Source organism: Planosporangium thailandense (assembly GCF_011947195.1).
GTDB lineage: Bacteria > Actinomycetota > Actinomycetes > Mycobacteriales > Micromonosporaceae > Planosporangium > Planosporangium thailandense.
The window spans coordinates 16,595-34,095 of record NZ_JAATVY010000021.1 but is presented as its reverse complement, the minus strand read 5'-3'; the positions used below and the strand labels follow the sequence as shown (position 1 = coordinate 34,095).

15 protein-coding genes are annotated in these 17,501 nt (G+C 71.3%); 2 read left to right on the top strand and 13 right to left on the bottom strand.

What is annotated here, in order from left to right; translation table 11 throughout:
* Positions 1–95 precede the first annotated feature (95 nt).
* The 10 genes from HC031_RS23805 to pgsA form a co-directional block, all read right to left on the bottom strand.
* Positions 96–728: a TetR/AcrR family transcriptional regulator gene (locus HC031_RS23805; RefSeq protein ID WP_167927632.1), complete on the bottom strand. Its 633-nt coding sequence runs from the start codon at positions 726–728 to the stop codon at positions 96–98.
* A gap of 9 nt (positions 729–737) precedes the next feature.
* A complete protein-coding gene (locus tag HC031_RS23800; protein WP_167927631.1) occupies positions 738–2,312 on the bottom strand; it encodes an MFS transporter in 1,575 nt (524 codons plus the stop codon).
* Between the two features lie 101 nt (positions 2,313–2,413).
* Positions 2,414–3,448, bottom strand: coding sequence for an aminotransferase class V-fold PLP-dependent enzyme (locus HC031_RS23795; RefSeq protein WP_167927630.1), 1,035 nt, complete (start codon positions 3,446–3,448; stop codon positions 2,414–2,416).
* 129 nt (positions 3,449–3,577) lie between these two features.
* On the bottom strand, positions 3,578–4,330 hold the full coding sequence (locus HC031_RS23790; protein ID WP_167927629.1) for a YebC/PmpR family DNA-binding transcriptional regulator: 753 nt from the start codon (positions 4,328–4,330) through the stop codon (positions 3,578–3,580).
* Entirely contained in the window at positions 4,330–4,938 is a 609-nt protein-coding gene (pdxT, locus tag HC031_RS23785) for a pyridoxal 5'-phosphate synthase glutaminase subunit PdxT (RefSeq protein ID WP_167927628.1), read from the bottom strand. The genes HC031_RS23790 and pdxT overlap by 1 nt, the downstream gene beginning before the upstream one ends.
* 81 nt (positions 4,939–5,019) lie before the next feature.
* On the bottom strand, positions 5,020–5,940 hold the full coding sequence (gene pdxS / locus HC031_RS23780; RefSeq protein ID WP_167927627.1) for a pyridoxal 5'-phosphate synthase lyase subunit PdxS: 921 nt from the start codon (positions 5,938–5,940) through the stop codon (positions 5,020–5,022).
* 127 nt (positions 5,941–6,067) lie between these two features.
* Positions 6,068–6,604, bottom strand: coding sequence for a hypothetical protein (locus tag HC031_RS23775; RefSeq protein ID WP_240942883.1), 537 nt, complete (start codon positions 6,602–6,604; stop codon positions 6,068–6,070).
* A 24-nt stretch (positions 6,605–6,628) separates the two neighbouring features.
* Positions 6,629–7,774: a glycosyltransferase gene (locus HC031_RS23770; protein WP_167927625.1), complete on the bottom strand. Its 1,146-nt coding sequence runs from the start codon at positions 7,772–7,774 to the stop codon at positions 6,629–6,631.
* 15 nt (positions 7,775–7,789) lie between these two features.
* Positions 7,790–8,746: a phosphatidylinositol mannoside acyltransferase gene (locus tag HC031_RS23765; protein WP_167927624.1), complete on the bottom strand. Its 957-nt coding sequence runs from the start codon at positions 8,744–8,746 to the stop codon at positions 7,790–7,792.
* The gene (gene pgsA, locus HC031_RS23760) at positions 8,743–9,354 is read right to left on the bottom strand and encodes a phosphatidylinositol phosphate synthase (RefSeq protein WP_167927623.1); all 612 of its coding nucleotides are present in this window, start codon (positions 9,352–9,354) and stop codon (positions 8,743–8,745) included. The genes HC031_RS23765 and pgsA overlap by 4 nt, the downstream gene beginning before the upstream one ends.
* Positions 9,355–9,523: 169 nt before the next feature.
* Between pgsA and HC031_RS23755 the strand changes: the two genes are divergently transcribed.
* Entirely contained in the window at positions 9,524–11,683 is a 2,160-nt protein-coding gene (locus HC031_RS23755; protein WP_167927622.1) for an elongation factor G-like protein EF-G2, read from the top strand.
* Positions 11,684–11,737: 54 nt separating this feature from the next.
* On the opposite strand, the gene HC031_RS23750 is transcribed toward HC031_RS23755, so the two are convergent.
* The 3 genes from HC031_RS23750 to thrS all read right to left on the bottom strand — a co-directional run bounded on the left by HC031_RS23750 (position 11,738) and on the right by thrS (position 15,312).
* Positions 11,738–12,544 (bottom strand): polysaccharide deacetylase family protein, encoded by an 807-nt coding sequence (locus HC031_RS23750; RefSeq protein WP_167927621.1) that lies wholly within the window; start codon positions 12,542–12,544, stop codon positions 11,738–11,740.
* Between the two features lie 162 nt (positions 12,545–12,706).
* On the bottom strand, positions 12,707–13,243 hold the full coding sequence (locus HC031_RS23745) for an HIT family protein (RefSeq protein WP_167927620.1): 537 nt from the start codon (positions 13,241–13,243) through the stop codon (positions 12,707–12,709).
* Between the two features lie 71 nt (positions 13,244–13,314).
* A complete protein-coding gene (thrS, locus tag HC031_RS23740; protein WP_167927619.1) occupies positions 13,315–15,312 on the bottom strand; it encodes a threonine--tRNA ligase in 1,998 nt (665 codons plus the stop codon).
* A gap of 120 nt (positions 15,313–15,432) precedes the next feature.
* Here thrS and HC031_RS34050 point away from each other — a divergent pair, with 120 nt between their 5' ends.
* The gene (locus tag HC031_RS34050; protein WP_167927618.1) at positions 15,433–17,472 is read left to right on the top strand and encodes a diguanylate cyclase domain-containing protein; all 2,040 of its coding nucleotides are present in this window, start codon (positions 15,433–15,435) and stop codon (positions 17,470–17,472) included.
* The last annotated feature ends 29 nt before the right edge of the window (positions 17,473–17,501 follow it).

The following is a 17,501-nucleotide window of genomic DNA, read 5'->3' as shown; positions in this document are numbered from 1 at the left end:
GGGTTCCCGGTGCGACACGGGCCGACGCACTCCACGAATCTGCGCAATTTGCCATAAACCGCCACCTCCCGCTGTTCGGCGAGCAGCGCCGGACCTCAGCGCGCGTCGGGGCCGCCGATGCCACCGAGAACGGCGTCGACGACGCGGGCCGCGAGGTTTTCACTGTCGATCGCCGGGTTCCACCGCAGCATCGACTGGATCAGCACCGGCCCGGACAGCAGGCTGAGCGCGAGTTCGATATCGAGGTCGGCGCGCAGCTCCCCGGTGTGCACGCCGCGCTGGAGGACCTCCCGCATCGCCTGTCGACGCGGCTCGATGACCTCCTGGTAGCAGCCGTGCAGGCTGGTGCTGCGCTGGACCTCCGGCAGCAGGCAGGAGATGATCTTCGCCCCCCGGCCGTCCTGGTTCTGCCACACCCGCGACAGCAGCGCGACGAGATCGTCCCGGACCGACTCGCCGCGCACTGCCGGGAGCGGGCCCTTCATCGTGGAGACCGCGTCGACGAGCAGCGCCTCCTTGTTGGCCCAGCGCCGGTAGATCGTCGCCTTCCCGACGCCGGCGCGGGCGGCCACCGCCTCGATCGAGATGGCTTCGGCGGAGTGGCCTTCGGCCAGGAGGCCCAGCACGGCGTCGATGATCGCCTCATCGGCGCGCGCGCTGCGCGGCCGGCCGGGAGCCTTACGGTCCCGGTCGGCCGCGTCGGCGCTTGCGGTCGTCATGTCCGTCATTTTCCGCGATCAGGCTATGTCGGCCAACTCCCGGTCACGGGAAGTCTCCTCCGCCACCACCGGGCCGTACCGCGCGCTGTGCCGTGGGACCCACCCGAAGACGACCAGGAGCCCGATCAGCGCGACCAGCGTCGAGCCGATCGCCGCGTAGTGCATGGCGTGCACGAACGCGTCGTTGACGTGGCCGATCAGGGTACGGCCGGCGGTGCCGAGGCGGGCGGCCACCGCGTAGCCGCCGCTGATCGACTCGCTCGCCGGGGTGCGCGCGGCGGCCGGCAGCCCGGTCACGTGCGGCGCCATGCCGCCGCGGTACGCGGCCGACAGCACCGAGCCGAGCACGGCGACGCCGAGCGCGCTCGCCACCTGCCGGACCGTGTTGCTCACCGCGGAGCCGACGCCCGCCTTCTCCCGCGGCAGGCTCGACATGACCGACTCGGTGGCCGGCGGCATGACGTTGGCCATCCCGACGCCCTGCACGAACGCGAGCGCGGCGACGACCCAGGCCGCCGTGCCGACGGTGACGAACGCGAACCCGGCGAGGGCCACCCCCGTGACAACCATGCCGGCCGCCATCACGGCCTTCGGCCCGTACCGACGGACCAGCGCCGAGCTGCGCGGCGCGAAGACCATCTGAGCCACCGCGAACGGGACCATCAGCAGACCGGACTTCAGAGGGCTGTACCCGCGCACCAGCTGCAGGTAGAACGCCATGAAGAACATCGAGCCCATTGCCGCGAAGAAGACCAGGCCGACCGCCGCGACCGCGGCGGAGAAGCGCCGGTCGGCGAACAGCCGCACGTCCAGCGACGGGAACGGGATCCGCCGCTCGTACGCGACGAAGCCCGCCAGGATGGCCAGTCCGGCCACGATCGAGCCCCACGCGACCGGCCTGCCGAAGCCGTGGTCGCCGGCGTCGACCACGCCGTAGACCAGCACGACCAGCCCCAGCACGGACAGCAGCACCCCCGCGACGTCGACGCGGCCCGGTTTCGGGTCGCGCGACTCGGGGACGATCGCAAGCACCGCGATGACGCCGGCGACCACGATCGGCACGTTGATCAGGAAGACCGAGCCCCACCAGTACCGCTCCAGCAGGGCGCCGCCGACGACCGGGCCGATCGCGACGGCGAGGCCGACCGAGCCGGCCCACACGCCGATGGCGCGCGCCCGCTCCCGCGGGTCGAACACGTTCGAGATGATCGACAGGGTCACGGGCATGACGGCCGCCCCGCCAATGCCCATGAGCGCCCGGGCCCCGATGAGCTGGGCCGGGCTCTGCGCGTACGCGGACGCGAACGAGGCCAGTCCGAACAGGACGAGGCCGATGAGCAGGGTGGCGCGGCGGCCGTACCGGTCGCCGAGCACGCCGGCGGTGAACAGCAGGCCCGCGAAGACCAGGGTGTACGAGTTGATCGCCCACTCCAGCTGGCTCTGGGTGGCTCCCAGGCCGTGGACCGGGTCGGCGATCGTGCGTAGCGCGACGTTGAGCACGGTGTTGTCGAGTACGACCACGAGCAGGCTGACGACCAGGACGCCGAGGATCGCCCAGCGCCGTGGATGGCCGGTATTGGACGCGATGTCCATGAACCCATCCCCATTTCAATACGGAACTGTCTCGTATACGAAGGCCACGATAATGGTGACTCATCAGATACGGAACGGGATCGTATTGAAAGTGGGGACGGTCACATGTCCGTCAACGCATCGAGCGCGAGATCGACGTCGGCCGGCGTCGAGTACACGTGGAACGACGCCCGCACCCGGCCGGCCCGCACCGCGGCGCGCACCCCGACGCGGGCCAGCCGCTCCTGCGCGCCCGGGACGTCGACCGTGACGATCGCGCTGTCGGACGCCGGCCGCCCCAGCCCGGTCAGGAACCGGTTGGCCAGGGCGACGTTGTGGGCCCGGATCCGCTCGACCCCGATCTCCGCCACCAGTTCGAGGGCCGGCGCGGCAGCCACCCAGGAGAACCACGCCGGCGAGATGTCGAAGCGGCGCGCCGACGACGCCAGCCGCATCGGCGGCCCGTAGTACGACTGGCCGAGGTCCGCACCGGCGTACCGCCCGGCGGCGTACGGCGTCAGGCGTTCGCGCAGCGTGGGCGCGAGGTAGGCGAATGCGCAACCGCGCGGCGCCATCAACCACTTGTACCCGCTGACGACCACGGCGTCGGCCTGGCCGGCGTCGAACGGCAACCAGCCGCACGCCTGCGTGGCGTCCACGACCACGAGCGCGCCGTGGGCGCGGGCGGCCGAGACGACCGCCTCGTGGTCGACGATCGCCCCGCTGGCGGATTGCACGAGACTGAACACGACCAGGTCGGTCCCGTCGTCGACGCTCGCGGCGAGCTCCTCCACGGGCACGGCGCGTACCTCGACGCCGGGTGCGGCCAGCCACGGGAACAGGATGGAGGAGAAGTCGCCGACCGGCGCCACGACCCGGGTACCGGCGGGCAGCGCGGCGGCGACCGGCGCAAGTAGCTGCGACGTGGCGCTGCCGACGGCCACGTCGTCCACCGGCACCCCGACAAGTCGGGCGAAGGCCGTCCGGGAGCGCGTGATCGACGTGTCCCAGCCGTCCGGCAGGATCCGGCCCACCCGCCAGTCGTCGAGGGCTGCCTGCAACTGTTCGAAGGCCGGCCGGGGTGGCAGCCCGTAACCGGCGGTGTTGAGCCAGCCTGGCTCGGGGTCCCACAACTTCTGCGCGCTCGCAAGCTCCATGATCTGACGCTAGGCGCGCCGGCAGCCGATTTCCGAGAGCCAGTCGTCGATCGGTGGCCCCGCGATGCAACAGGGGGCGGGCTCACCGGATCCGGCGAGCCCGCCCCCTGTTGCGAAACTGCGCGGCCGTCAGCCGACGGCCGCCATCACGTCGTCGGAGACGTCGAAGTTGGCGTACACGTTCTGCACGTCGTCGCAGTCTTCGATGGCGTCGATGAGCTTGAAGACCTTGCGCGCGCCCTCCTCGTCGAGCGGCACGGTCACGCTCGGCACGAAGGACGACTCAGCCGACTCGTACTCGATGCCGGCGGACTGCAGGGCGTTACGGACGTCGAGCAGGGCACTCGGCTCGGAGACGATCTCGAAGGACTCCCCCAGGTCGTTGACCTCCTCGGCGCCCGCGTCCAGCACCGCCAGCAGCAGGTCGTCCTCGGTCAGCCCGTCGGTCTTGGGGACGATGACGACGCCCTTGCGCGAGAACATGTACGACACGCTGCCGGCGTCGGCGAGGTTGCCGCCGTTGCGGGTGAGCGCGGTGCGCACCTCGGTCGACGCCCGGTTCTTGTTGTCGGTCAGGCACTCGATGAGGATGGCGACGCCGTTCGGGCCGTACCCCTCGTACATCGCGGTCTGCCAGTCGGCGCCGCCGGCGACCAGGCCGGCACCCCGCTTGACCGCGTTGTTGATGTTGTCGTTGGGTACCGAGTTCTTCTTCGCCTTCTGGATGGCGTCGAAGAGGGTGGGGTTACCGGCCGGGTCGCCGCCGCCCGTACGCGCCGCCACCTCGACGTTCTTGATGAGCCGGGCGAAAAGCTTGCCGCGCTTGGCGTCGATGACCGCTTTCTTGTGCTTGGTCGTCGCCCACTTTGAGTGGCCGGACATTACCCCTCCGTCGTCTCTGCCGCCCGCGCCATCTCCACGAAGAACCGGTGGACCCGCAGGTCCCCGGTGAGCTCGGGGTGGAAGGCGGTCGCGAGCAGGTTCCGCTGCCGAACCGCGACAATCCTACCGGTGGCAGGCCCTTCTGTGACGCGCCCCAGCACTTCGACGTCGTCGCCGACCGATTCGACCCACGGCGCCCGAATGAAGACCGCGTGGAACGGGCCGCCGTCGATGCCCTCGATCTCCACCGGCCCCTCGAACGAGTCGACCTGCCGGCCGAAGGCGTTGCGCCGGACCTGCATGTCGATGCCGGCGAGCGTCTGCTGGTCGGGCCGCCCGTCCAGCACGTCCGTCGCGAGCATGATCATGCCGGCGCAGGAGCCGTAGACCGGCATCCCGCCGGCCACCCGCTTGCGCAGCGGTTCGAGGATGCCGAAATCGACCGCGAGCTTGCTCATCGTGGTCGACTCCCCGCCCGGGATCACGAGCGCGTCGACGGAGTCCAGCTCCTCGGGGCGGCGCACCGGCCGGGCGAGGACGTCGCACTCCGCCAGCGCCGCCAGGTGCTCACGGACGTCGCCCTGGAGGGCGAGTACACCGATGATCATTACTCTCCCCTAAACCACGCGATCTTGGACACTTGTGCGAGCTATAGGTCGCACAAGTGTCCAAGATCGCCGAAAAGACGTTTACCAGCCGCGCTCGGCCAGGCGGTGCGGCACCGGGATGTCGTCGACGTTGATGCCGACCATCGCCTCGCCCAGCCCGCGCGACACCTTCGCGATGACGTCCGGGTCGTCGTAGAACGTGGTCGCCTTGACGATCGCCGCGGCGCGCTGCGCCGGGTTGCCCGACTTGAAGATGCCCGAGCCGACGAAGACGCCCTCGGCGCCGAGCTGCATCATCATCGCGGCGTCGGCCGGGGTGGCGATACCGCCGGCGGTGAAGAGCACCACCGGCAGCTTGCCGGTCCCAGCGATCTCCTTGACCAGCTCGTACGGCGCCTGCAGCTCCTTGGCCGCCACGTACAGCTCGTCCTCGGGCAGCGAGGTGAGCCGGCGGATCTCCTGGCGGATCTTGCGCATGTGGGTCGTCGCGTTGGACACGTCGCCGGTGCCCGCCTCGCCCTTGGAACGGATCATCGCGGCGCCCTCGTTGATGCGGCGCAGCGCCTCACCGAGGTTGGTCGCCCCGCACACGAACGGGACGGTGAACGCCCACTTGTCGATGTGGTTCTCGTAGTCGGCCGGGGTCAGCACCTCGGACTCGTCGATGTAGTCGACGCCGAGCGCCTGCAGCACCTGGGCCTCGACGAAGTGGCCGATCCGGGCCTTCGCCATCACGGGGATCGACACGGCGTTGATGATGCCCTCGATCATGTCGGGGTCACTCATCCGCGACACACCGCCCTGGGCCCGGATGTCGGCCGGCACACGCTCGAGAGCCATGACGGCCACAGCGCCGGCATCCTCGGCGATCTTCGCCTGCTCGGGGGTGACCACGTCCATGATCACGCCGCCCTTGAGCATCTCGGCCATGCCGCGCTTGACCCGGGCGGTCCCGGTCACGGGCGCGCTGTTGCTGGTGGACGAGGAGGTCTGTTCGGACACGACGGTATGGGCTCCTAGCGGGAGATGGGAAAGATCTGCGCTAATCGTACGCCGGGCCTGATCGGGCCCCGATGGCCAATTCGCAGGTCGCGGCCTGCCCGGCCGGTCCCGGCCGGCGGCTGGGCGCTCAGCCGTCCCCGGCCGGCCCGCTTCTCGCCTGGACCGTGGACGGGGTCACCGCCGCCGGCGGGGTGGGATCCAGCGCCGGGTCGTCCACGTCGAAGTACGCCGGTCGAGGATGCTTGCGGGCCAGCCGCAGCGCCCGGACCAGCGGACGACGGCGTGCCCCGAGCGCGTCGCGGACCAGGTCATTGTGGACCTGCCGGGCCAGGGCGACCCGGCGACTGACCGCGACGACCTCGGCGAAGACGGGCGTGTCCGGATCGATCACGACCGACCGCAACTGGCGGGTGAGGTCGTTCTCGGCGATGTCGCGCTCGTCGGGACGGGCTTCGATCGCCGTCCGGGCGGCGTACATCAGCTCGGGCCGCTGCGCCGCCTCCGCCAACGCGGTGGCGGCTGCCGCCCGGCGCACCAACTGTGCGTCGAGCGCCGCGTACGCGGTGGCCGCCCGTCCGTGCAGCCGGTCGACGCGGGCCGCCGTCCACGTCAGGTAGGTGGCGACGAGCATCACCACCGCCACGACAACGACGACCCACCACATGCCCGGCATCGTAATGCCCCGCGTTCACAGAATGTTGTCGGCAGCTTCGTCGATGACGACGCCCCCGGTGGCTTCGATGGCCGTCGTGTAGACCTCGAGCACCCGGGCGGCCACGACCGGCCAGTCGTACCCGGCGACCACGTCGGCGGCCCGGTCGACCAGCGCCCGGCGGCCGGCCGGGTCGTCGAGCAGGCGGTCGATCACCGCCGCGAGCGCCTTCACGTCGCCGTTGGGGAACAGCGCGCCGGCCCGACCGTTGTCCAGCACCCGCCGGAAGGCGTCCAGGTCGCTGGCGACCACCGCGGTGCCGGCGGCCATCGCCTCGGTGAGGATCATGCCGAACGACTCGCCACCGGTGTTGGGCGCCACGTACAGGTCGACGCTGCGCAGCATCCGCGCCTTCTCGTCGTCGGAGATCATGCCGAGAAAGACGATCCGCTCCCGGACGTCGGCCGGCAGGTCCCGGATTGCCTCGTCGGACTCGCCGCGCCCGGCTACCAGCAGCCGCAGCCCGGGGCGCGCGGGCGCCAACAGGGCGAACGCGTCGCGCAGCAGCGCGAAGCCCTTGCGCGGCTCGCTGTAGCGGCCGAGGAAGCCGAGCGCGCCCCCGGGACCGGGCCAGCCGTCCAGGGGCCGCGCGACGGCGAACCGGGCGACGTCGACGCCGTTGGGGATCTCCCACGCGCTGTTGCCCAGGTGCTCCACCTGTACCTTGCGCGCCAGTTCGCTGACCGCGATCCGGCCGGTGATCTTCTCCGAGACGAGTTGGAGCACGCCGGAGGCGGCCACCATCGCGCGCGAGCGGGTCATCGCCGTGTGGAACGTGGCCACCACCGGACCCCGCGCCGCGAGCACGGCGAGCATCGACAGGCTCGGGGTGAACGGCTCGTGCACGTGGAGCACGTCGAAGCGGCCGGCGGCCAGCCACCGGCGCACCCGGGCGGCCGACAGCGGTCCGAAGGCCAGCCGCGCCACCGAACCGTTGTAGGGCACCGGCACGGCGCGCCCGGCCGACACCACGTACGGCGGGAGGACGGCGTCGTCGTCGGCGGGCCCGAGCACGCTCACCTCGTGGCCGAGCCCGATCAGCGTCTCGGCGAGGTCGCGCACGTGGTTCTGCACGCCGCCGGGGACGTCGAAGGAGTACGGGCAGACGATGCCGATACGCACTCCGTGCCCCTTCCGTCAGGCCCGGTCCGGCCCGGCCACGCCGTCGGGCGAAGGCGCCAGACTAGCGGAGGTGGATCCCCGACCCGACCCCTCGGGTGGCGGCGTGAGCCACACCCGTTGAAGCATGTGCCAGTCCTGAGGATGCTCGGCGATGCCCTCGGCGAGCCGGTCGGCCACCCCCTGGGTGAGTTGACGCACCCGTACGTCGAGGGGTCCGGCCTCGGGCGGCGGCACCGGCCCGAGCAGGCGGGCGTGGGCGCGGCCGGGTTCGAACCACATCGAGGCGGTGTACAGCGGCGCGCCGGTGCGCAGCGCGAGCAGCGCGGGGCCGGCCGGCATCCGGGTACGGCCGCCGAAGAACTCCACCTCGACACCGCGCGCGGACAGGTCCCGGTCGGCGAGCAGCGGCACCACCCAGCCGGCGCGTACCCGGTCCTCGAGCACGTCGATGGCCGGCCGCTCGCCGCCGGTCAGCGGGAGGATCTCCATGCCGAGCCCCCGCCGGAACGCCAGGAAGCGCTCGTACAGCCCCTCCGGCTTGAGCCGCTCCGCGACGGTCGTGATCGGCCAGCCCTTCGCCGCCACCCAGGCTCCGGCGAGGTCCCAGTTGCCGGCGTGCGGCAGCGCCACGACCACGCCCCGGCCGGCCGCGACCGCCTCGGCGAGGATCTCCTCGTTCTCCAGCCGGAACGAACACAGGATGTCGTCGCGGGTGAGCGCCGGCAGCCGGAACGCCTCCAGCCAGTACCGGGAGTACGAGCGCAGGCCCGCCCGGACGAGCGCGTCGAACTCGGCGTCGGGCACGTCGGGCCCGACGACCTGGCGCAGGTTGGTCGCGAGCCGCTGGACGCCCCGCCCCCGCCGGCGCGCCGCGAGGTCGGCCCCGGCGGCGAACGCGGGCCAGGTCAGCCCGCGCGGCAGGGTGCGGACCACCCGCCATCCGGTGGCGTACCCCAGCTCCGCGAGGTTCACGACGCCTTGACCTGCCGGTACACGTGCGCCATGCGCTGCCAGACCGTGATGACCGACAGCACGGCGAGCAGCCAGAGGGCGACATCGAGCGCGTACGGGATGTGCAGGCCCCACGCGAGCCCGCCGAGGCCGATGATGAGCAGGCGCTCGGTGCGCTCGGCGATACCGACGTTGGCCTCGAGGCCGAGGCCCTCCGCCCGGGCTTTGACGTAGGACACGACCTGCCCGGCGACCAGGCAGATCAGCGCGGCGGCGAGGGTGGCGTGCAGGCCCTGGGTGGCGAGCCAGTACGCGAGGGAGGCGAAGATCGCGCCGTCGGCGATCCGGTCCATCGTCGAGTCCAGGAGGGCGCCGAACCGGCTGGTCGTGCCGCGGGCGCGGGCCATCGCCCCGTCGAGCATGTCGGTCAGGGCACACGCGGCGATCACGAACGCGGCGATGACGAGGTGCCCGCGGGTCGCGAGCCCGACCGCGGCGACGACCACGCCGACGGTGCCGGCGACGGTCACCGCGTTCGGTGAGACGCCGGCCCGCAGCAGAGATCGGGCTATCGGATCGACGACGCGCAATAGCCCCGACTTGGTTACGACACTGAAGATCTTCGCCATGGCGCTCCCACCCTATCGGCGCCCCGCTAGCTCGGCATACTCCCCCACCGGGCGCGGCGCGCCGCGGGGTTGTGCGGTCGGTGCATCGGGTGTGGGATCAATGAGGAGACTCTCGACCCAGACATGATCAAATAGAACGGCATTTGGCCGGCCTGACGGGAGGCGTGCGATGGCACAGAAGAGTCAGGAGAAAGGGGTCACCGGCCCGGCGCCGGTGGTGGAAGATCCCGGGAGGGTCCGCAACGTGGTGCTCGTCGGGCACTCCAGCGCGGGCAAAACCACTCTGGTCGAGGCCCTGTTGGCGGCGACCGGCACGATCAGCCGCGCGGGTGCGGTCACCGACGGCACCACGGTCTGCGACCAGGATCCCGCCGCGGTCAAGCAGCAGCGGTCGGTCGCGCTCGCCTGCGCCCCGCTGATGTACGACGACGTCAAGATCAATCTGCTCGACACGCCCGGATACGCGGACTTCGTCGGCGAGCTGAGGGCCGGCCTGCGGGCCGCCGACGCCGCCCTGTTCGTGGTGTCGGCCGCCGACGGCATGGACGCGGCCACGGGCGCGCTGTGGGAGGAGTGCGCCGCCGTCGGGATGCCGCGCGCCGTCGCGGTGACCCGGCTGGACCACCAGCGGGCCGACTTCGACGAGACCGTGGCCATCTGCCAGCGGGTCTTCGGCGACAACGTGCTACCGCTGTATCTGCCGATGTTCGGCGACGACGGGCAGAGCGTGGTGGGGCTGATCGGCCTGATCACACAGCGCGTCCTCGACTACTCGGCGGGCTACCCGCCGGCCGTGCGCGAACCGGACCCCGAACACCTGCCGGCGATCGAGGAGTACCGCAGCGTCCTGCTCGAAGGCATCATCGCCGAGAGCGAGGACGAGACTCTCATGGACCGCTACCTCGGCGGCGAGCAGATCGAGACCTCGGTGATCATCGAGGATCTGGAGAAGGCGGTGGCCCGCGGCCACTTCTACCCGGCTGTGCCCGTCTGCGCCGAGACGAAGGTCGGGCTCGACGCCCTGCTGGAGGTGCTGACCAGAGGCTTCCCGTCGCCGCTGGAGCATCCGGCGCCGGCGGTGACCGGGGTCGACGGCTCGCCGCACGCGCCGCTCACCTGCGATCCGGCCGGCCCGCTGGTCGCCGAGGTGGTCAAGACGACGATCGACCCGTACGTGGGCCGCGTGTCGCTCATCCGGGTGTTCTCCGGCACGCTGCGCCCCGACCAGCCGGTACACATCGCCGGTCACGGCATGGCCGAGCGGGGCCACCCCGACCACGACGCCGACGAGCGGTTCACGCATCTGTACTCGCCGCTGGGAGCCACCCTGCGGGAGGTGCCCTACGCGGTCGCCGGTGACGTCGTCGCGGTGACCAAGTCGACCACCGCCGAGACCGGCGACACCATCTCCGCCAAGGACACGCCGCTGCTCATCGAGCCGTGGGAGATGCCCGAGCCGCTGCTGCCGGTCGCGATCGTCGCCAAGAGCCGTTCCGACGAGGACGCCCTGGCCAAGAACCTCGGCCGCCTCGTCGCCGGCGACCCGACGATGCGCCTCGAGCGCAACCCGGAGACCCACCAGCTGGTCCTGTGGTGCATGGGCGAGGCGCACGCCGACGTGGTGCTCGACCGGCTGCGCGCCGGCGGGGTGGAGCTGGAGACCGAGCCGGTCCGGGTGGCGCTGCGCGAGACCTTCGCTACGGCCGGCACCGGGCACGGTCGCCACGTCAAGCAGTCCGGCGGGCACGGGCAGTACGCGGTCTGCGACATCGAGGTGGAGCCGCTGCCCCGCGGCGCCGGGTTCGAGTTCGTCGACAAGGTCGTCGGCGGCGCGGTGCCCAACAACTACATCCCCAGCGTGGAGAAGGGCGTACGCGCCCAGATGGAGCGGGGCATCGTGGCCGGCCATTCGGTGGTGGACCTGCGGGTCACGCTGTTCGACGGCAAGGCGCACTCGGTCGATTCGTCGGACGCGGCGTTCCAGACCGCGGGGGCGCTCGCACTGCGCGACGCGGCCGAGAAGGCCCAGGTGGCGCTGCTCGAGCCGGTCGACGAGGTGACGATCCGGGTGCCCGACCAGTTCGTCGGCGCCGTGATGAGCGACCTGTCCGGGCGGCGCGGCCGGGTGCTGGGCACCGAGTCCGGCGACGGCGACCGGGCGGTCGTCCGCGCCGAGGTGCCCGCGACCGAGCTGCTTCGCTACGCGGTGGAGCTGCGGGCGATGACGTCCGGCTCGGGCACGTTCACCCGCTCCTTCGCGCGGTACGAGATGATGCCGGCCCACCTGGCCGAACAGGTGAAGAAGGAGGCGGCCACCAGGCACGGCTGACCCGCGCCGCAGCTGGTGCCGGAGGCGCGCCGCGTCGCCGGCACCAGGGCGGTGTCAGACGTGCGCCGGGGCGACGGCCGGCGTGCCGAGCGCCATCAGCTCGCTGACGGTGACGAACCGGAACCCGCGCGCCCGCAGCCCGGTGATCATCTCGCCCAGGTGCCGGAGCGCGACGAGGCGGGTGTTGTTACCCACGTCGTGCGCGAGAATGATCGAGCCGGGCGTGGCGTGCCGGACGATGTCGGACACCTGACCCTGCTCGTTCGACACGTACGCCGCCTCGTGCATCTGCTGCGACCACAGCACGACGTTGTAGCCGAGCGAGTCGGCGGCGAGCAGGGTGGAGCCGCCGAGGTGACCGTACGGCGGGCGGATCAGATGGGCCTCCCGCCCGGTGACCGCGTGGATCATTTCGTGGCTGCGCGAGATCTCCCGCCGTACCCCGTTCAGGTCGAGCCTGGCGAGGTCGGCGTGCGACCACGAATGGTTGCCGACCTCGTGGCGGTCGAGCCGGCCGCGGACGAGGTCGCGGTGGAGGTCGAGGTTGCGCCCGACCATGAAGAACGTCGCGGGCACCTGGTAGTGGTCCAGCGTATCGAGGACCAGCTTCGTCCACAGCGGGCCGGGCCCGTCGTCGAAGGTGAACGCCACGACGGGTTCGCTGGTCTGCACGAAGTACGTGACCGAGGTACCCGGGTGACGGACGTCACCCAGCCGGTCGGCGGCTGCGGCGTACCCGCCGTCGAGCGGAAGCCGGTCGGGACCGACCCAGCGCGGCACCTGGGTCGCCGCCGCGCCCGCGACGGCGCCCGCGCCGACCAGCAGCGATCCGCGCAGCAACGATCTCCTGGTCACCTTCATCGACGACTCTCCCCCGTCCCGATCCTGCCTCAGACGATAAGCGAAGATCGCAAATGCCCGATGACACGGAGAGTCGGCCGACCGGCCAAAATCAACGTACTTTACGGCAAACCGCCGCCTCCCGTCATCGGATGGCGGCAGTTTCCCCGAACCGCGCGACAGCTACGCGTGCTCCGCCTCGACCTCACGCCACCGCTCAGCGAGCAGCTTCCGGGTGTCCCCGAGAAGCTGCGGCAGCACCTTGGTACGCCCGACGACCGGCATGAAGTTGGTGTCACCGCCCCATCGGGGCACGACGTGCTGGTGCAGGTGCGCCGCGATTCCCGCGCCGGCCACCGCACCCTGGTTCATCCCCAGGTTGAACCCGTGCGCCCCGCTGACCCGGCGCACCACCCGCATGGCGGTCTGCGTGAAGCGGGCCAGCTCGACCGTCTCGGCCTCGTCGAGGTCGGTGTAGTCCGCGACGTGCCGGTACGGGCAGACCATCAGATGGCCGGGGTTGTACGGGTACAGGTTGAGCACCGCGAACACGCTCTTGCCCCGCGCCACGACCAGCCCGTCGGCGTCGTCGCGGGTGGGCGCGAGACAGAACGGGCAGCCGGCCGGCTGGTCGTAGCTCTCCTCGCGCCGGTCGTTGTCGTTGATGTAGGCCATCCGGTGCGGCGTCCACAGCCGGTCCAGCTCGTCGGGCACGCTCATCCTTCTCCCCCATAGATCTTGGACACTTGGCGGTGCTATAGGCCCGCCAAGTGTCCAAGATCGCAAAAAGACTACTTCGCAGACGGGCCCACGTTGGTTCGCGACCGCACCACGTCGACCACGTGCGCCACCGCCTCGTCGAGCGGCACGCCGTTGCGCTGCGACCCGTCGCGGTACCGGAAGGACACCGTGCCGCCCGCCACGTCGTCGTCACCGGCGATGGCCATGAACGGGATCTTCTGCTGCTGGGCGTTGCGGATCTTCTTCTGCATCCGCTCGTCGGAGTCGTCCACCTCGACCCGGATGCCCTCGGCCCGCAGCCTCGCGGTGAAGTCGCGAAGGTACTCGATGTGGTCGGACCGGATCGGGATCCCCACCACCTGCACCGGGGACAGCCAGGCCGGGAACGCGCCCGCGTAGTGCTCGGTCAGCACGCCGAAGAACCGCTCGATCGAGCCGAACAGCGCCCGGTGGATCATGACCGGCCGCTGCCGGGTGCCGTCGGCCGCCTGGTACTCCAGCTCGAAGCGCTCGGGCAGGTTGAAGTCGAGCTGGATGGTCGACATCTGCCAGGTGCGGCCGATGGCGTCCCGGGCCTGCACCGAGATCTTCGGCCCGTAGAACGCCGCGCCGCCCGGGTCGGGCACCAGCTCGAGCCCGGACTCGGTGGCGACCCGGCGCAGGGTCTCGGTCGCGACCTCCCACACCTCGTCCGAGCCGACGTACTTGTCCGGGTTCTTGGTTGACAGCTCCAGGTAGAAGTCGGTCAGCCCGTAGTCTTTCAGCAGGTCGAGGACGAACTGGAGCAGCGAGGCCAGCTCGCTCTCGACCTGCTCCTGGGTGCAGAAGATGTGCGCGTCGTCCTGGGTCATGCCCCGGACGCGGGTCAGGCCGTGGATCACGCCGGACTTCTCGTACCGGTACACGGTGCCGAACTCGAACATGCGCAGCGGCAGCTCGCGGTAGGACCGCCCGCGCGACCGGAAGATCAGGTCGTGCATCGGGCAGTTCATCGGCTTGAGGTAGTAGTTCGCGCCCTCGACCTCCATGGGCGGGAACATGCCGTCGGCGTACCAGTCCAGGTGGCCGGAGACCTCGTACAGGTGGCCCTTGGTGATGTGCGGGGTGTTGACGAAGGAGTACCCGGCCTCCTCGTGCCGCTGCCGGGAGTAGTTCTCCATCTCCCGCCGGATGATGCCGCCCTTCGGGTGGAACACCGGCAGCCCCGAGCCCAGCTCGTCCGGGAAGCTGAACAGGTCGAGGTCCACGCCGAGCTTGCGGTGGTCGCGGCGGGCGGCCTCCTCCAGCATCCGGAGGTAGTCCTTGAGCTGGTCGCGGGTCGGCCACGCGGTGCCGTAGACCCGCTGCAGCTGCGGGTTCTTCTCCGACCCGCGCCAGTACGCCGCCGCGCTGCGCATGAGCTTGAACGCCCCGATCAGCCGGGTCGAGGGCAGGTGCGGCCCCCGGCACAGGTCGCCCCAGCACCGCTCGCCGGTCTTCGGGTCGAGGTTGTCGTAGATGGTCAGCTCGCCCCCGCCGACCTCCATCACCTCGTTGGCGTCGACGTCGCCCTTGATGTCGACCAGCTCCAGCTTGTACGGCTCGTCGGCCAGCTCGGCCTTGGCCTGGTCGAGTGAGTCGAAGCGCCGCCGGCGGAACACCTGACCGGCCTTGACGATCTCCTGCATGCGCTTCTCGAGCTTGTCGAGGTCGTCCGGGGTGAACGGGCGGGCCACGTCGAAGTCGTAGTAGAAGCCGTTCTCGATCGGCGGGCCGATACCGAGCTTGGCCTCGGGAAACACGTCCTGCACGGCCTGCGCGAGCACGTGCGCGCAGGAGTGGCGCAGCACGTTGAGCCCGTCGGGTTCCGACAGCGGGACCGGCTCGACCTCCGTGTCGACCTCCGGCGACCAGTCGAGATCACGCAGCCGCCCCTCCTGGTCGCGGACCACGACGATCGCGTTCGGACCGGCTGCCGGCAACCCGGCGCCAGCCACCGCGTCGGCGGCCGTCGTCCCCGCCGGCACGACGACGGGCGCGGACAGGGCTGCGGTACGGGGTGCTGACACGGTTTACTCCCTGAAGGTCATGCGGCTACCCGACGAATGCTATCCGCAGCGCCGGAACCGGCGGCGCGGTCTTCCTCAGGACCGTCGTGTCGGAGCCGATCCGCTGGCTGGAGGAGTGCAATGGGCTCGGTACGGGAGACGTCCGGCATCACGGTCGGCGCGATCCTCGGGTACGTCCGCACGACGGGCGGCCCCGAGGCGGTCACCCGTACCCTCGTGCTGGCCGGCGCAATCGAGAGCCCCGAAGCGTACGAGGACACCCGCCGCTGGTACACGTGGGACTTCAAGATCCGCCTCTTCGAGGCCGCCGCCATCGTGCTCGACGATCCCCACGTCGCACGCAACATCGGGATCGCCTTCCTGCAGAACAGCGTCAGCAGCGCGCTGATCCTCGCGATGTCGCTGATCGGCGGGCCCACCCAGTTCTACCGGGTGGCCCCGAAGGTCAACACCAGGTTCTCCACCTGCGCGGAGATGACCGCCGTGCGCGTGCGCCGCGGCGCCGCCACGCTGCGCTACCGGGTGCTCCCGCAGTACACCCCGAACCGCCACGACTGCGAGTACACGGCGGGCCTGCTGATGCAGGTCCCCTGCGGGTTCGGGCTCCCGATGGGCGTCATCTCCCACCCGGAGTGCCAGGTGGACGGGGCGCCGGCCTGTGTGTTCGAGGTGCGCTGGGCGCAACCGCGCCGGTTCTGGCGCTGGCGGCGGGGCGGCGACGACGGGGCCGGCGCCTTCCAGGGTGCGATGGCCGATCAGCTCACCCAGTTGCAGCACACGGTGGCCGAGCTGGTCGCGGCCCGGGCCCCCGACAAGGTCCTCGCCACGATCGCCGAGCGGGCCGGTTTCGCGGTCAACGCCCACTCGTTCCTGCTCGTCGCCCAGCCGTCACCGGACGAGCCGCCCCAGGTACACGGCTTCGGCCTCACCCCCGCCGAGTTCGACCAGCTCACGGCCGACGGCAGCCGGGTACCGCCGGGCCCGGACCGGCTGATCGCCGACATCGTCTCCCCCACCCGGCGTTACGGCTACCTGGTCGCGTTCACCTTCGAGGATACGTTCCTCGAGACCGAACAGCCGCTGCTCGACGCGTACGCCAACCTCACCGCGGTCACCCTCGACGCGCTGACCGCCTTCGAGGCGGCCGAGGAGCGGCAGCGGACCGCCGAGAGCCTGCTCGGGCTGGCGCGCGCCCTCACCCATGCCCGGACCCCGGCCGACGTCGCCGCCGTGACGGCAGAGGCGGCGCACGCCGTGCTGCACGCCGACAAGGCGGCGATGCTCCTGCTCGACGACGCCGGCAGCCTACGCATGGCCGCCCACGTGGGCTGGCCGCCGGAAGCCCGCCGCGAGATGGACCGGCTCGTGCTGGAGGCCGAGCAGAGCCCGCTGATCTTCCAGTCGCGCCGCGCCGACCCGACCGCCACCAGGATCTACGACCACACCGCCGAGGACTCCCTGATCCGGCGGGTGATGACGCAGGCCGGGGTCGACGTCATGGCCGTCGTCGGCATCTCGCTGCCCGAGCGGCTGTACGGGGTGCTCGCCGCCGGCTTCACCGGCCCCCAGGGCGCGGCGCGCGCCCAGCAGTTCATCGATCGCATGCCCGGTATCGCCGACCAGGCCGCCAACGTCCTGCGCACGTGTGAACTGCTGGAGCAGACCTGGCAGCTGGCCCACCTGGACGCGCTGACCGGCCTGCCCAACCGGCGCGCCTTCATGGCCGAGCTGACCGAGGCCGTGGCCGACCGGCCCGGCGCGCTGCTGTTCATCGACCTGGACGGGTTCAAGGACGTCAACGACTCGTTCGGCCACGCCGCCGGCGACGACCTGCTCGCCGCGGTGGCGGACCGCCTGCGGGGCTGCGTCCGGTCGGACGATCTGGTCGCCCGGCTCGGCGGCGACGAGTTCGTCATCCTGTCGCGCCAGGTGGAGGACGAGGCGGGCCTGTTCCGGCTGGCCGAGCGGGTGCGGGAGGCCTTCACCGAGCCCGTCGTCGTGGCCGGCACCGCGATCCCGGCCCGGCTCAGCGTGGACGGCACCCTGTACCGCGCCGGCGAGCGCACCGAAGACGTCCTGCACCGCGCGGACAGCGCGATGTACCGGGCCAAGCGGTCCCGGCGACCGCTGGCGACCCAGCCCCGCCTGCAGGCGGGCTGACCGGCACCCTGACCCACCGCTGGCTGAGA

What these genes read in the sequence shown, in the direction of transcription:
- HC031_RS34050 (WP_167927618.1), top strand. Translation starts at nt 15,433, where the DNA reads ATGGGCTCGGTACGGGAGACGTCCGGCATCACGGTCGGCGCGATCCTC.
- HC031_RS23805 (WP_167927632.1), bottom strand. Translation starts at nt 728, where the DNA reads ATGACGGACATGACGACCGCAAGCGCCGACGCGGCCGACCGGGACCGT.
- HC031_RS23800 (WP_167927631.1), bottom strand. Translation starts at nt 2,312, where the DNA reads ATGGACATCGCGTCCAATACCGGCCATCCACGGCGCTGGGCGATCCTC.
- pdxT (WP_167927628.1), bottom strand. Translation starts at nt 4,938, where the DNA reads ATGATCATCGGTGTACTCGCCCTCCAGGGCGACGTCCGTGAGCACCTG.
- HC031_RS23745 (WP_167927620.1), bottom strand. Translation starts at nt 13,243, where the DNA reads ATGAGCGTGCCCGACGAGCTGGACCGGCTGTGGACGCCGCACCGGATG.
- HC031_RS23775 (WP_240942883.1), bottom strand. Translation starts at nt 6,604, where the DNA reads ATGTGGTGGGTCGTCGTTGTCGTGGCGGTGGTGATGCTCGTCGCCACC.
- HC031_RS23790 (WP_167927629.1), bottom strand. Translation starts at nt 4,330, where the DNA reads ATGTCCGGCCACTCAAAGTGGGCGACGACCAAGCACAAGAAAGCGGTC.
- pgsA (WP_167927623.1), bottom strand. Translation starts at nt 9,354, where the DNA reads ATGGCGAAGATCTTCAGTGTCGTAACCAAGTCGGGGCTATTGCGCGTC.
- HC031_RS23750 (WP_167927621.1), bottom strand. Translation starts at nt 12,544, where the DNA reads ATGAAGGTGACCAGGAGATCGTTGCTGCGCGGATCGCTGCTGGTCGGC.
- HC031_RS23755 (WP_167927622.1), top strand. Translation starts at nt 9,524, where the DNA reads ATGGCACAGAAGAGTCAGGAGAAAGGGGTCACCGGCCCGGCGCCGGTG.
- HC031_RS23795 (WP_167927630.1), bottom strand. Translation starts at nt 3,448, where the DNA reads ATGGAGCTTGCGAGCGCGCAGAAGTTGTGGGACCCCGAGCCAGGCTGG.